Origin of the sequence: Tabrizicola thermarum (assembly GCF_003574395.1) — a bacterium.
Lineage (GTDB): Bacteria > Pseudomonadota > Alphaproteobacteria > Rhodobacterales > Rhodobacteraceae > Tabrizicola > Tabrizicola thermarum.
Window position 1 is genome coordinate 315310 of sequence record NZ_QMJY01000083.1, and the last position, 14448, is coordinate 329757.

At 66.5% G+C, this 14448-nt stretch carries 14 protein-coding genes; 5 read left to right on the forward strand and 9 right to left on the reverse strand.

Going from position 1 to position 14448, the window contains the following annotated elements:
- Positions 1-42 precede the first annotated feature (42 nt).
- Positions 43-2226, forward strand: coding sequence for a S8 family serine peptidase (locus D5084_RS17815; protein ID WP_128516849.1), 2184 nt, complete (start codon positions 43-45; stop codon positions 2224-2226).
- A 30-nt stretch (positions 2227-2256) separates the two neighbouring features.
- On the opposite strand, the gene D5084_RS17820 is transcribed toward D5084_RS17815, so the two are convergent.
- The 9 genes from D5084_RS17820 to iscR are packed head-to-tail and all read right to left on the reverse strand — an operon-like array spanning position 2257 to position 11348.
- Entirely contained in the window at positions 2257-3477 is a 1221-nt protein-coding gene (locus D5084_RS17820) for a cysteine desulfurase (RefSeq protein WP_128516850.1), read from the reverse strand.
- A complete protein-coding gene (locus tag D5084_RS17825; RefSeq protein WP_128516851.1) occupies positions 3470-4066 on the reverse strand; it encodes a YIP1 family protein in 597 nt (198 codons plus the stop codon). The genes D5084_RS17820 and D5084_RS17825 overlap by 8 nt, the downstream gene beginning before the upstream one ends.
- The gene (locus D5084_RS17830) at positions 4063-4542 is read right to left on the reverse strand and encodes a YIP1 family protein (protein ID WP_128516852.1); all 480 of its coding nucleotides are present in this window, start codon (positions 4540-4542) and stop codon (positions 4063-4065) included. Before D5084_RS17830 ends, D5084_RS17825 begins: the two co-directional genes overlap by 4 nt.
- Before the next feature lie 13 nt (positions 4543-4555).
- Entirely contained in the window at positions 4556-5848 is a 1293-nt protein-coding gene (gene sufD, locus D5084_RS17835) for a Fe-S cluster assembly protein SufD (protein WP_128516853.1), read from the reverse strand.
- Positions 5848-6603, reverse strand: a complete 756-nt coding sequence (gene sufC, locus D5084_RS17840) for a Fe-S cluster assembly ATPase SufC (RefSeq protein WP_128516854.1) — start codon at positions 6601-6603, stop codon at positions 5848-5850. The genes sufD and sufC overlap by 1 nt, the downstream gene beginning before the upstream one ends.
- A gap of 16 nt (positions 6604-6619) precedes the next feature.
- A complete protein-coding gene (locus D5084_RS17845; protein ID WP_128516855.1) occupies positions 6620-8296 on the reverse strand; it encodes a glycosyltransferase family 2 protein in 1677 nt (558 codons plus the stop codon).
- Positions 8297-8302: 6 nt separating this feature from the next.
- On the reverse strand, positions 8303-9823 hold the full coding sequence (gene sufB / locus D5084_RS17850; RefSeq protein WP_128516856.1) for a Fe-S cluster assembly protein SufB: 1521 nt from the start codon (positions 9821-9823) through the stop codon (positions 8303-8305).
- Positions 9824-9835: 12 nt separating this feature from the next.
- Positions 9836-10879, reverse strand: coding sequence for a cysteine desulfurase family protein (locus D5084_RS17855; protein WP_128516939.1), 1044 nt, complete (start codon positions 10877-10879; stop codon positions 9836-9838).
- On the reverse strand, positions 10872-11348 hold the full coding sequence (iscR, locus tag D5084_RS17860; protein WP_128516857.1) for a Fe-S cluster assembly transcriptional regulator IscR: 477 nt from the start codon (positions 11346-11348) through the stop codon (positions 10872-10874). Before iscR ends, D5084_RS17855 begins: the two co-directional genes overlap by 8 nt.
- A 181-nt stretch (positions 11349-11529) precedes the next feature.
- Between iscR and D5084_RS17865 the strand changes: the two genes are divergently transcribed.
- The 4 genes from D5084_RS17865 (at position 11530) to D5084_RS17880 (ending at position 14425) form a co-directional block, all read left to right on the forward strand.
- The gene (locus tag D5084_RS17865; protein WP_128516858.1) at positions 11530-12189 is read left to right on the forward strand and encodes an alpha/beta hydrolase; all 660 of its coding nucleotides are present in this window, start codon (positions 11530-11532) and stop codon (positions 12187-12189) included.
- Entirely contained in the window at positions 12189-12470 is a 282-nt protein-coding gene (locus tag D5084_RS17870) for a hypothetical protein (RefSeq protein ID WP_187644521.1), read from the forward strand. The genes D5084_RS17865 and D5084_RS17870 overlap by 1 nt, the downstream gene beginning before the upstream one ends.
- A gap of 13 nt (positions 12471-12483) precedes the next feature.
- Positions 12484-13068, forward strand: coding sequence for an HD domain-containing protein (locus tag D5084_RS17875; protein ID WP_128516859.1), 585 nt, complete (start codon positions 12484-12486; stop codon positions 13066-13068).
- A gap of 142 nt (positions 13069-13210) precedes the next feature.
- Entirely contained in the window at positions 13211-14425 is a 1215-nt protein-coding gene (locus tag D5084_RS17880) for an NADP-dependent isocitrate dehydrogenase (RefSeq protein ID WP_128516860.1), read from the forward strand.
- The last annotated feature ends 23 nt before the right edge of the window (positions 14426-14448 follow it).

The window sequence follows — 14448 nt, forward strand, 5'->3', positions numbered from 1 at the left end:
CTGGCGATCAGCTGTGGTTCCGTCACCGTATCGAGAGGGGTCATGCTGCGCCACTTTCTGCCGAACCTGCTGCGACGCAGGGCCATCCTGCTGATGTCGCTGTCGACGCTCGCCCTGGCCGGCTGCGGGGGCGGAGGCGAAGGGGATGATCCCGATGCCTGGTTCACGATTTCCGCCAACCCGGGCGGGTCGGGGATCTTCGGGTCGTATTTCATGGCCTCGATCACCCAGAACTGGCGCGATGCGGCGGCGAGCTTTCGGCAGAACAACCCGCGGTTCACCCGGCAGGACGGCACCTTCACCATCGGCGGCACGCCGGTCTTTGCCAACCCGCTGCACTCTTCGCGGGTGGACTATGCCCATGCCGTCGGCCTGACCGGCGCGGGCCAGGTGATCGCCATTGTCGATGACGGGTTCCGCCGCACGCACGAGACGCTTGCGGGCAAGACCATCACCACCACCGGAAATCCGGTTGTCGAAGATCACGGCACCATGGTCGCCTCGGTTGCGGCGGGCAATTCCGCCAGCATGGTCGGCGTCGCACCGGGGGCCGACCTGATCCTGAGCGACTGGGGCAATGTGACCTTCGACAACCTGCGTCTTGCGGCAGACGCGGCCCGCACCCGGCGTGCGGTGGCGCAGAACAACTCGTGGGGATATGTGAACAGCCCCGTCGGCACGGCAAGCTTCAACAGCATCTTCGGCAATTCGACCGGAGCGGCCTGGCTGGGCGCCTTGCGCAACTACGCGCTTGGCACGACCGGCTGGTCCGGTGGGGTGGTGGTCTTTGCCATCGCCAACAGCGATACCGGCAGCGCGGGGATCATGGACGCCCTGCCCTCGCTGGCCGGGCAGACCGATCTGCAACGGGCCTGGCTGGCGGTGGGCAATGCCATTCCGGTCTTCAACGACACGGACGTGACCGCTGTCGCGGCGCTGGTATCCTCGCCCTGTCACCAGTCCGGGCCCTGGTGCCTGATGGCGGACGGGGCCTGGGTCGGGGCTTCGGCGGTCTCGAACACCTCTTACCAGTCGCAGACCGGATCGTCCTTCGCGGCCCCGCAGGTGGCGGGTGCGCTGGCGCTTCTGGCCGAGGCCTTCCCGAACCTGACGCCGCATCAGTTGCGGCTGCGGCTGCTGGCCTCGGCGGACAACAGCTTTGCCGGGTTCACGACCAGCGGGACGCTGGATCTGGACGATGGCCCAGGCGTGCTGAACCACAACTGGTCGGCGCTCTATGGCCACGGGTTCCTGGACATCCGGGCCGCGCTCTTGCCGATCGGGCAGCAAAGCATGGCGCTGGCGGACGGCGTGACCGTTGATCCCAAGGATTATGCCTTCACCACCGGCGGCGCGATGGGCGATGCGGTCACGCAAAGCCTGGCCGGGATCGACCTTGCCGTCGCCGACCAGCTGGGCGGCGCGTTCCAGGTCGCCGCGAAGGAGTTCGCGACGGCCGCCGTTCCGACCGACCTGGCCGAGACGCTGGCCGCACGGACCTTTGCCAAGGACTACCGCGAGGCCCGCATGGCGCCGATCAACCCGCTGGCCGAGACCTTCGCCGACCATCCGGGCCAGTCGCTGGACCTTGCGGGGCCAGAGGGAACACGCGCCTCGGTGCTGGTGGGCGGGGCCGAGACCTACGGCCTCGCGCTGTCGCAGCGGCTGGGCGAGGGCGCGCTTGCGCTGGATGTGGGCGTGAAGGTCGCGCGCGACAATGGCAGCCTGATGGGCTTTGCGGGCAGCGGCTCTTCGGGGGGCGCCTCGATGGCGTCGGTGACACTGGCGCTGTCGTCGGACACGGGCGAGGCGGGCGGCTTCTTCGCGCTGTCGGGCGAGATGGGCGTGGCAGAGCTTGGCACGACCACGGCGATCACCCGCGCGGGCACCGCCCGGTTCGACAGCATCCGGCTGGACCTGGGCGGGCGCAGCGTGCTGGCCAGGGGCGACCGGCTGAGCGTCGGCGTGGCGATGCCGATTGCCGTGACCTCGGGCCAGGCCGAAATGCAGGCGCCGGTGGCGCTGGCCGGGGGCGGCAGCGAGGTGCGCGCGGTCGGAATCGACCTGACGCCCTCGGAACGGCAGCTCGACCTGTCGATCAGCTATGCCGTGCCGATGAGCGACACATCGGAGGTCAGGATGGAGCTGGTCCGGGCCGAGAATTACGGCAACGTCGCGGGCGCGTCGGACAGTGCCGCGGTCTTCGGGATGAAGTGGTCCTTCTGATCCCGCGGCAGACCCCTTCGGGCCCGGCCCTCAGGCGAAAAGCTCGTGCGCCAGTTCCAGCGCGCTGACCAGCGCGTCCACTTCCTCGGTGGTATTGTAAAGCCCGAAGGAGGCGCGGCACGAGGCGGTGATGCCCATGTGCTCCATCAGCGGCATGGCGCAATGCGTGCCCGCGCGGACGGCGATGCCGCGCTTGTCGAGGATGGTGGAAATGTCATGCGCATGGGCCGCCCCGTCCATGGTGAACGAGAAGATCGCGCCCTTGGTCGCCGAATTCCCCTGCACGTTCAACCAGTTGAGCCCCGAGAGCCGCGCGTGGGCATAGTCGCGCAAGGTGCGTTCGTGGGCCGCGACATGCTGCATCCCGAGGCCCATCAGATAGTCCAGCGCCACGCCAAGCCCGATCTGCTGGACGATGCCGGGGGTCCCGGCCTCGAACTTCATCGGGGGATCATTCCAGGTGATCCGGTCGCGGCCGACCTCGCGGATCATGTCGCCGCCGCCGAGGAAGGGGCGCATCTCGGCCTGACGCTCGGCCCGGATGTAGATCCCGCCCGAGCCTGACGGCCCGTACAGCTTGTGCCCGGTGATGGCGTAGAAGTCGCAGCCGATGGCCTGGACATCCACCGGCATGTGGACCGCCGCCTGCGAGCCGTCGACGAGGACCGGCACCCCCCTTTCCCGCGCGGCGCGGCAGATCGCGGCGACGTCGACCACGGTGCCGAGCACGTTCGACATATGGGTGACAGCGACAAGCCGGGTCTTCGGCCCGATCGCGTCGATCACCGCCTGCGGGTCCAGATCGCCGTTGGCATCCACCTCCACCCATTTCAGCACCACGCCCTGCCGTTCGCGCAGGAAGTGCCAGGGGACGATGTTGGCGTGATGCTCCATGATCGACAGCACGATCTCATCCCCGGCCTGAAGGCGCGGCGCGGCCCAGGCGTAGGAGACGAGGTTGATGCCCTCGGTCGTGCCGGTGGTGAAGACGATCTCCTCTTCCGAAGCGGCGTTCAGAAAGCGGGCGATGATGCCACGGGTCGATTCGTACTTTTCGGTCGCAAGGTTTGACAGGTAGTGCAGGCCCCGGTGGACATTGGCGTATTCGTGGGAATAGGCCCGCGTCACGGCGTCGATCACCACCTGGGGTTTCTGGGCGCTGGCGCCGTTGTCCAGATAGACCAGCGGCTTGCCGTTCACCTGCCGCGACAGGATCGGGAAATCGGCGCGGATCTTGACGATGTCATACATTGGGGATCAGGGCCTCCGGCCCGGCGAGAAGGATGACCAGCAGCCCGATGACCAGCCCGGCGGCGAAGGCCGACACGACCATGCCCAGGAACACCAGCCCGCGAGAGCGGAAGCCGTGCAGCTCGGCGATGAAACTGGCCATCAGCCAGAGGAAAAGCGCAAAGCCACCCAGCCCGATGAGCCCGGCCAGCGCGGGCGAGATCACGTTGACCACCAGCTGCGCCAGTTGCAGCACCAGCGTCAGGCATTGCAGCCAGACCACGATCAGAAGCGCATCGGGAAAGCTGCCGGTGCCGCCGAAGGCGCGGCCGACGCGATGGATCAGCACGACCGACAGCGCCAGGAACGCCCATTGCACCACCGCCGCGCGGAAGGGGCTGGCCAGCATCGCGGCGCTGATCGGGTCAAGCTCTTGCGGGCTGAGCCGGATCTGCACCGAGGCGAGCACCGCCGAAAGGACGGCGACCAGCAAAAGCCCCGCCGTCCGCGCCGGCAGCGGCACAGCTTCGGCCAGAAGCGCGCGGGTTGCGGCGCGCGGGTCTTGCAGCGAAAGCCGGGCGAGGGCCGCCATGCGCTGGGTCAGGGTCATCCGCGTTCCGCCTCGTGCAAAAGGGTGATCCAGAGCCACAGGAAAGCGATGCCCACAGCCACCCTGACCAGCGTCAGAGCGGGCCCGGGGCCGACCATCCCCGCAACCATCCCCTGCAACAGGAACAGGGGGCCAATGGCCGCCAGGGCCCAGAACAGCGCGATCCGCGCGCTGTACCAGGTCCCCTGCCCGCCCATGGCCCGCGCGACCAGCCGCGACAGGGCAGACACCAGGTAGGCCAGCGGGATCAGCAGCAGGACGCCATAGGCCACCGCGATGATCCGGGGTGTGGCCGAGGGTTCCCCGGCCAGAAACGCCTCGCGCGCGGCGACGGGCCACTGGCCGACAAAGGCCAGAAGCAGGAACACCAGCAGGAAGGACAGCGCGAAGGGCTCGGACTGACCCCGCGCAAGGTGCTGGCGCAGGATGGCCCGAGGCCGGGTCCAGGTGGCGACAAGATCGGTGGTTATCGACATCCCCGCGTTCCGGTCACCTTGACCCATGCCGGGCAAGCCAGCGCTCCAGCCGGGCGCGGATATCCTCGGCGATCGCCTCGTCGGCGATCTCCTCGATCGCTTCGGCGAGGAAGGCCAGCACCAGCAAAGCCTGCGCCCGCCGACGCGGCACGCCGCGCGATTGCAGGTAGAACAGCGCGGTTTCGTCGATGGCGCCCGAGGTGGAGCCGTGGCTGCACTTCACGTCGTCGGCGTAGATCTCCAGCTCCGGCTTGGCGAGGAACTGGCTGTCCTCGTCCAGAAGCAGGCTCTGGCTGATCTGGTAGCCGTCGGTCTTCTGCGCGCCGGGTTTCACCAGGATCTTGCCCTGGAATACGCCCGTGGCCCCGTTCATCAGCACCTTCTTGAACACCTGGCGGCTTTCGCAGGCCACGGCGGCATGGGTGATGAAAACCGTATCGTCGTGGTGAAACTCGCCGTCCCCGACCGTGGCCCCGGCCAGATGCGCCCGGCCCTCGTCCCCGGTCAGTTCCACCACCGCCTCGTTCCGCGTCAGCCGCCCGTTCGCGGTCAGCGTGAAGGACCGCAGCTCGGATTTCGCGCCGAGACGGGCAAAGAGATGCGTCACGGCGCGGCGTTCGTGGTCGCGCCCCTGAATGCGGATGTGGTGGAAGCTGGCACCATCGGCGATGTCGACCTCCATCACCTTCGAGAAGCGCGCCGCCGCCGGGCCGTTTTCCAGAAGCGTCAGCTCGGCGCCGGGCCCCAGCTTCACGCAATGGTGCAGGATCGCATCGGAAGTCTCTGATTTGTGGATGTAAACCAGAGAAATCGGCTTTGCCGCCCTGCCCGTCACATGGATCAGCACGCCATCCGTGGCAAAGGCCGAATTCAGCGCGGCCAGGGGGCGGGGCACGGGGGTCTGGCCGCGCGCCTCGAGGGTGCCATAAAGACCTTGCGCCCAGTGGATGTCCGTGTCGCCCGTCGTGGCCAGACGCTCGATCGACACCCCGGCGAGCGCCAGATCGTCCGAGGCTGCGGCATCGAAGACGCCGTCGACGAAAACGATCTTCAGCCGGTCCATGCCGTCGAAGGGTGCCGCCTCGTCCGTCACGTCAAAGCGCTGCGCCGGCAGCGGCTCGGGCGCGTTCAGGCTGGCCGGATCGGTGTAGCGCCAGTATTCGTCGCGCCGTGCGGGCAGGCCCATCGCCTGCAACCGGGCCAGAGCCTCGGCCCGCGCCGCCGCCAGCCACCCCTTGCCCGACAGCGCCGGTAGAGCGGCGAGCCGCGCGGCAAGCGCGTCTTCCTTCGCCTTCGGCAGCGCCATCAGCCCACCTCGCCCAGGATATCGGCATAGCCGTTGTTTTCGACCTCCAGCGCCAGCTCCGGCCCGCCGGTCCTGATGATCCGGCCCGCCGCCATGATGTGGACGACATCCGGCTTGATATGGTCCAGAAGCCGCTGGTAATGCGTGATGACCAGGAAGGACCGGTCGTCGCTGCGCAAGGCGTTCACGCCGTCCGCGACCAGTTTCATCGCATCGACGTCAAGCCCCGAATCGGTTTCATCCAGGATGCACATGCGCGGCTCCAGCATGGCCATCTGCAGGATTTCGTTGCGCTTTTTCTCACCGCCCGAGAAGCCGACATTGACCGGGCGCTTCAGCATCTCGGCGTCGATCTTCAGCGTCCGGGCCTTTTCGCGGACCACTTTCAGGAAGTCGCCGGCGGAAAGCTCCTCCTCGCCGCGCGCCTTGCGTTGCGCATTCACGGCGGTGCGCAGGAAGGTCATGTTGCCGACGCCGGGGATTTCCACCGGATACTGGAACGCAAGGAACAGGCCCGCCGCCGCGCGCTCTTCGGGCTCCATGTCCAGCAGTTCCCTGCCCTCCAGCCGCGCCGAGCCTTCCGTCACCTCATAGCCGTCGCGGCCCGCCAGCACATAGGACAGCGTGGACTTGCCCGACCCGTTCGGGCCCATGATCGCATGAACCTCGCCCGCGCCGATGGTCAGGTCGACCCCGCGCAGGATGACCTTGTCCTCTTCTTCAAGTTTGACGTGCAGGTTCCTGATTTCCAGCATTTTCTTTCCTTTTGCGTCAGCGCGGATCGGTGAACCAGCCGATGGCCTGGGTGACCATGTCGGGCGGGATCGCGCCGGGGGTGACGGTAAAGCGGGCCATGCGGCCAACCGTTTCTTCCTTGCGGGCCAGGCGTTCGACGCCGTGGTAGTAGCCCCGCTTGAGGTAGTCGTCGAACAGCACCGTGACGGGCCTGGTGGTGCGCAGCAGTACCGCGGCCAGGCAGGAGGCGCGGAAGCGGCCGTCGATCAGCACCAGGTCGGGCTGCACGAAATCGGGGCGGTCCCAGACCGACAGCGCATAGCCGCTGAACTTGCGGTGCTCGCGCGGTTTCATCGGCACACCCCAGGGGCCGGTCGGGCCGACGTCGGCCCAGTGGACCCTGGCGGTGTCCGAGATGCTGGCGACGTGGTGCGCCATGCGTTCGGCCCAGTCCCGATCGCTTTCGACGCTGAACACCGTCTTGCCCAGCCTGGCCGCAAGCACCGTCGACCCGCCGCTGCCGTATTCCAGAATGGTTTCCGCCGCCTCGTAATGCCTGACCAGAAAGCGCCGCTCCTTCGGGGCGAAGGTCAGCTCGAAGCTGGGCGCTTCGGTCTCCTGCTCGTGGTCTGCATCCATGCCGCGAATGACCTCTGGTGTCGGAGGCGGGGGGGCGTCCATCCCGGGAGTCCGGCCGTGATCCAACGCGGCCAGCGCCTCGGCCACCAGCGCGTTGACCCGGGCCTGCGCCTCGGCCACGCCGGGCAGCGCCATCAGGCGGGCCATTTCCTCGGTGACCGCCGCTTCCCAATGCAGGATTGACCGATCCTCGGCCTCGTTCCGGTCGAAGCGGTCGAAATACTCCGGCGTGTGGCGCACATTCGGGCGGCGCGGGCCGGTCGAGACCATGCCCCTGCCCCGCGCGGCCTTCAGGCGGAAATGGTCGGGCGTGCGGACGGAATAGTGGTTGATCTGCGCCAGATCCCAGCCGAATTCGCGCCGCGAGGCAAGGTTGGTGCGCCCGGTGTAGGGCCGCCGCTCCAGCCAGGGTGCGGTGCGGGGGTTCTTCGGGTCCAGGGGCTTGCCATTGCCGCCAAGGCAGTCGTCCGCCGTGACCGCGGCCCCGTCGACAAGGCGCGGCAGGCCGGCGGAATCGGCCGAGAAACCCGCAAACCTGTCGCCGAAGCAGAACATCGGCTTGGTTTCCAGATTGGCAACGAATCCCAGCTTCGAGGCGCCGGTGAAATGGCCCGAGATGTGCCGCCCCGGAAAGCTGTCGTTGCCGCCCGAGCCGAACAGCCGCCAGTTCAGCATCAGCGCCCCGGCGCCCCCCAGTCGGTCCAGAAGCGCCTGCACCGTGCGGTCGCCAACGTGAACGTTCAGAAACTCATCCGCGTCGAGCCAGAGATACCAGGCGCCGCGCTGATAGCCGACCTCGGCCTCGAAGGCCTGAACGGCCGCTTCCTGCGGCGCGACCCCGTAGCCGGGCGTGGTGCGCAGAAAGGTGATCTCCCCCGCCTCTGCCAGAGCGGCCAGCAGGTCATCTGACCCGTCTGTTGAGCCGTTGGAAACGATAACCACCCGATCCACCCCGATCACCCGGTGATAGGCCAGCCATTCCAGCACGAAGGGCCCCTCGTTGCGCATGGCCGAGACCAGAACGACCGGGGGCCGTGCTGCTTCGGGCTGGACCTGTGCAAGCGCCTGGGCCATGGCAGGTCAGCCGACCGAGCCTTCCAGGCTGATCGCGACAAGGCTTTGCGCCTCCATCGCGAATTCCATCGGCAGGGCTTGCAGGACCTCCTTGCAGAAGCCGTTGACCACCAGAGCCACGGCTTCCTCTTCGTTCATCCCGCGCGACCGGCAGTAGAACAGCTGATCGTCATCGACCTTGGAGGTGGTCGCCTCATGCTCCACGCGTGAGGAATTGTTGCGCACTTCGATATAGGGCACCGTGTGCGCCCCGCATTTGTCGCCGATCAGAAGACTGTCGCACTGGGTGTAGTTGCGGCTGTCCCAGGCCTTGGGATGCATCGACACCAGCCCCCGGTAGGTGTTCTGCGCCCGGCCGGCGCTGATCCCCTTGGACACGATCCGGCTTTTCGTCCGCTTGCCCAGGTGGACCATCTTGGTCCCGGTATCGGCCTGCTGGGCGTTGTTGGCGATGGCGATCGAATAGAACTCGCCCTGCGAGTCGTCGCCGCGCAGGATGCAGGAGGGGTATTTCCAGGTGATCGCCGAGCCGGTTTCGACCTGCGTCCACATCACCTTGGCCCGGTCGCCCCGGCAATCGGCGCGCTTGGTGACGAAGTTGTAGATCCCGCCGACCCCGTTCTCGTCGCCCGGATACCAGTTCTGGACGGTCGAATATTTCACCTCGGCATCCTTCAGGATCACGATCTCCACCACGGCCGCGTGCAACTGGTTGGTGTCGCGCTTGGGCGCGGTGCAGCCTTCAAGGTAGCTGACGTAGGACCCTTCGTCGGCGATGATGAGAGTGCGCTCGAACTGGCCGGTGTTTTCGGCATTGATGCGGAAATAGGTCGACAGCTCCATCGGGCAGCGCACGCCCTTGGGGATGTAGACGAAGGAGCCGTCACTGAACACGGCACTGTTCAGCGTCGCAAAGAAGTTGTCGGTGGGCGGCACGACCGACCCCAGATACTGCCGCACCAGATCGGGATGTTCGCGCACGGCTTCCGAGATCGAGCAGAAGATCACCCCCGCCTTCGCCAGTTCCGCCTTGAAGGTGGTGCCGACCGAAACCGAGTCGAAAACCGCGTCCACGGCCACCTTGCGCGGCTCGGCCTCACCTTCGACTCCGGCCAGAAGCATCTGTTCCTTCAGCGGAATCCCGAGTTTGGCATAGGTGGCCAGCAGCTTGGGGTCCACCTCGTCCAGCGACTTGGGCTTCTTCGCCATGCTTTTCGGAGTCGCGTAGTAATACTGGTCCTGATAGTCGATCTCGGGGTAGTTCAGCATCGCCCAGCGGGGCTCTTCCATCCTGACCCAGCGGCGGTAGGCCGCCAGACGCCAGTCCAGCAGCCACTCCGGCTCGCCGTTCTTCTGGGAGATCAGACGAACGATGTCCTCGTTCAGGCCCTTGGGCGCGTATTCCGTTTCGATCTCGGTTTCCCAGCCGTACTTGTACTTGCCGGCCATCGCCTGAACGGTCTCGATCGTCTCGCGGTCGACGCCTTCGCGGACCTCGGTTCCATCGACGGTTTCCAGCATGTTCATCGGCGTTTCCTTTCAGGCAGCCCGCGCACGGGCCTTGGCATAGGCCGCAGTCCAGACATCGCCGAACCGCAACAGGTCGTCTCTTGTCACCCCCGGGCCGATCGAGACCCGGATCGCCTGCCCCGCCAGCGCCGGGTCGAAACCCATCGCCGTCAGAACCCGGCTGGCCCGCACCTTGCCGCTGGAACAGGCCGACCCTGCGGAGACCGCAAATCCGGCAAGGTCCATCGCCATCACCTGCGTCTCGCCCCGCCAGCCCGGCGCGATGAGACAAAGGGTGTTCGGCAGCCGTGGCGAACCATTCCCGACGAAAATAGTTTCTTTTGCCGCGGCGGACAACTGCGATTCTAGAATATTTCTAAGTTCGGCGACCTCGTCCCAGAGCCCGTTGGCCAGATCGCGGGCGGCGGCCTCGGCGGCGGCGGCGAAACCGGCGATGCCGATCAGGTTCTCGGTCCCGGCGCGGCGGCCCATTTCCTGCCCGCCGCCCTTCAGTTGCGCGGGCACCTCGAGGCCCTGGCGCACGACCAGCGCGCCGATCCCCTTGGGCCCGCCCAGCTTGTGCGCCGAAACGAGGCCCATGTCACAGCCCAGCCAGTTGAAGGCCATGGGGACCTTGCCGAAGGCCTGCGTCAGGTCGCTGACCGCAAGACCCTGCGGCAGATCCTGCAAGAGGCCGGTTTCGGAATTCGCCAGTTGCAGCGCCGTCCGGGCCGGATCGGCAACCGCCACCCGGCCCTGCGCGTCCACCGGCAGCGCGGCCTCGCACCAGGCTGCCACGGCATCGTGTTCCACCGCTGCGCAGATCAGCCCGCGCCCGGCACAGGCGAGCGCAGCGGCCTCGGTCGCTCCGCTGGTGAAGACGATATCCGCCCCGTCCGCCCCCAGGGCCGCCGCGATCTTCGCGCGGGATTTCTCCAGCAAGGCCTTCGCCGCCCGCCCCTCGGCATGGACCGACGAGGGGTTGCCGACCAGATCCATCGCCGCAGCCATCGCCGCCTTCGCCTCGGGGCGCAAGGGGGCGGTCGCGTTCCAGTCGAGGTAGAGCCTAGTCATTGTCATCAACCACCCGGAACAGGTTCGGCACCGCCGGGCATGGGGTCAGGTCGTTGTTCACCACGTCCGACAGACGCACCTGATGCAGGAAAACATAGACGTTGGCCGAAAGGCTTTCCCACAGCCGGTTGGTCAGCGATTGCGCCCGGCTGCCCGACAGCCCGCCGCTGGCCCCCGCGCCGGTGTGCATGGCATCGACGGTTTCCTCGACGGCCTCCATCACCTCCGAGATACGGATGTCATTGGGGCTGCGCGCCAGCTTGTAGCCACCGCCCGGACCGCGGACCGCCTCGACCAGACCGGCACGGCGCAGCTTGACGAAAAGCTGCTCCAGATAGGGCAAGGAGATGTCCTGACGCCGGGAAATCTCGGCCAGCGACACCAGTTCGTCGCCCCCCGCCTTCGCTTCGGTCAGCGCCAGATCGGCCAGCGCAACCATCGCATAGCGCCCCTTGGTCGATAGTTTCATCCCCGCCTCCCGCCACGCGTCTGGCCGCAACCGCATTGACGCCGCGCGCGGGCGGCATTACCTCAGTCAAGCCCCGAAAAGCAGGCCCGGGTCACAATGACGCAGGCCTGCCTTAGAACGGTTCTAGTTTAGCCGAGCGAAAGCGTCAAGAAATCGCGCGCTCCCGCATGAGAAGAGTGCAATGCCCGAGGTTATCTTTGCCGGCCCCGAAGGACGTCTGGAAGGCCGTTACCATCCGCAGAAGGACCGCGACGCGCCGATCGCCATCGTGCTGCATCCGCATCCGGCCTATGGCGGAACGATGAACAACAAGGTGGTCTACAACCTGCATTATGCCTTCTACAATCTGGGCTTCACGGTGCTGCGGTTCAACTTCCGCGGCGTGGGGCGCAGCCAGGGCGAATATGACCAGGGGATCGGCGAGCTGTCGGATGCGGCAAGCGCGCTCGACTACCTTCAGGCGATGAACCAGAACTCCAAGCAGTGCTGGGTCGCCGGCTTCAGCTTCGGCGCCTGGATCGGCATGCAGCTTCTGATGCGGCGGCCCGAGATCACCGGCTTCGTCTCGGTCGCCCCGCCGGCCAATCTGTATGACTTTTCCTTCCTCGCCCCCTGTCCGTCCTCGGGCCTCATCATCAACGGCACGGCCGACAAGGTTGCGCCGCCCAAGGACACCCGGGCTCTGGTGAGCAAGCTGCACGAGCAGAAGGGCATCACCATCACCCATGCCGAGATCGAGGGCGCGGATCACTTCTTCAAGGACGAGGAGGCGCACATGCGACCGATGATCCAGACGGTCTCCGACTATGTCCGTCGGAGGATGACGGAGGCGACACGCTGATGTCCGCATTGCAGCAGATGGCCGACAAGCTGGCCGATGACGTTCTGGCCGCCGAGGCGGAACTGGGCGACGACCGGTTCTACGAAAAGGTCAGCGAGATCCTGATGGCGGCCTCGCCGACGTTCCAGGAGGCCTACATGACCTCGATCCGGGTCCGGCTGGCCGAACGCCGGGGCCGGGAGTTCCTGGAGCGCGCGCTGGCCGCCAAGCGCGGCGGCGGGGTCGTTCCCGCGGTTCCCGAGGCCCCGCCCGAAAACGAGACGATCGGCTCGGGCCATTGAGGGGGCGCCGGCCGTGACCGACCGGCTGGAGGCGCAGTTCGCCTTCCTGAACGAGGCCGACCGGCTGAAGTCGGTGATGCGGGCGACGACGCTGGTCGATGGCTCGCGGCGCGAAAATTCCGGTGAGCATAGCTGGCACCTGGCGCTTTATGCGCTGGTGCTGGCCGATCAGGCGGGCCCCGGGGTTTCCATCGACCGGGTGATACGGATGCTGCTGATCCACGATCTGGTCGAGATCGACGTGGGCGACGTGCCGATCCATTCGCAGAACGGACAGGCCCATGCCAGCGCGGCGACACAGGCCGCCGAAGCGAGGGCCGCCGACAGGATCTTCGGGCTTCTTCCCGGGGATCTGGCAAGCGACCTTCGCGCCTTGTGGGAAGAGTTCGAGGCCGCCGAAACCCCCGACGCCCGCTTTGCCAAGTCGCTGGATCGGGTGCAGCCGGTGATGGCGAACCTGATGTCGGGCGGCGGCACCTGGGCCAGCTACAATGTCACCTTCGACCAGCTGGAGACGCGCGTCGGGTCCAGGATCGCCAGGGGCGCGCCCGCGCTGTGGGACTGGGTCCGCGAAAAGGCCCGGCCCTGGTTCGGATGACCTGTTGAGCAAGGCGTGACGATATCCGAGACGTGCCGCGCAAGCGGTGTGGCGGCAAGTCGGTATACAATCGCATACCGCCCTTCCCATGCCTCGCTTTTTCCGTTATGCAGCCTGCAACCGAATCCCACAGGAGGCCCGCATGTCGAAGATCAAGGTTGAGAACCCCGTCGTCGAGCTGGACGGCGACGAGATGACCCGGATCATCTGGGACTTCATCAAGAAGAAGCTGATCCTGCCCTATCTCGACATCGACCTGAAATATTACGACCTCGGGATCGAGGAGCGCGACCGCACCAACGACCAGGTCACCATCGACGCGGCCTACGCGATCAAGCAATACGGCGTCGGCGTGAAATGCGCGACGATCACCCCGGACGAGGCCCGGGTCGAGGAATTCGGCCTGAAGCAGATGTGGAAGTCGCCGAACGGCACGATCCGCAACATCCTGGGCGGCGTCATCTTCCGCGAGCCGATCATCTGCCGCAACGTCCCTCGCCTCGTGCCGCACTGGACCCAGCCCATCGTGGTCGGCCGCCACGCCTTCGGCGACCAGTATCGCGCGACCGACTTCAAGTTCCCCGGCGCGGGCAAGCTGACGATGAAATTCGTCGGCGAGGACGGCACGGTGATCGAGAAGGACGTCTATTCGGCGCCGTCCGCCGGGGTCTACATGGGGATGTACAACCTGGATGACTCGATCACCGACTTCGCCCGCGCCTCGCTGAACTACGGCCTCCAGCGCGGGGTGCCGGTCTACCTCAGCACGAAGAACACCATCCTCAAGGCCTATGACGGCCGCTTCAAGGACATCTTCCAGCAGGTCTTCGACGCCGAGTTTGCCGACAGGTTCAAGGCCAAGGGCATCACCTACGAACACCGGCTGATCGACGACATGGTGGCTTCGGCGCTGAAATGGTCGGGCGGCTATGTCTGGGCCTGCAAGAACTATGACGGCGACGTGCAGTCCGACATCGTGGCACAGGGCTTCGGTTCGCTCGGCCTGATGACGAGCGTGCTGATGACGCCCGACGGCAAGATCGTCGAGGCCGAAGCCGCCCATGGCACCGTGACCCGCCACTACCGCGAGCATCAGAAGGGCAAGCAGACCTCGACCAACTCCATCGCGTCGATCTACGCCTGGACCGGGGGTCTGAAGCACCGCGCGACGCTGGACAACAACGAGGCGCTGATGAACTTCGCCACGACGCTGGAGAAGGTGACGGTGCAGGCGGTCGAGGACGGGTACATGACCAAGGACCTCGCGCTCCTGGTCGGGCCGGACCAGAAATGGCTGACCACGATGGGTTTTCTGGAGAAGGTCGACGAATACCTGAACAAGGCGCTGAAGGGGTAACGGGCGCAGGGTTCGCCACAGCG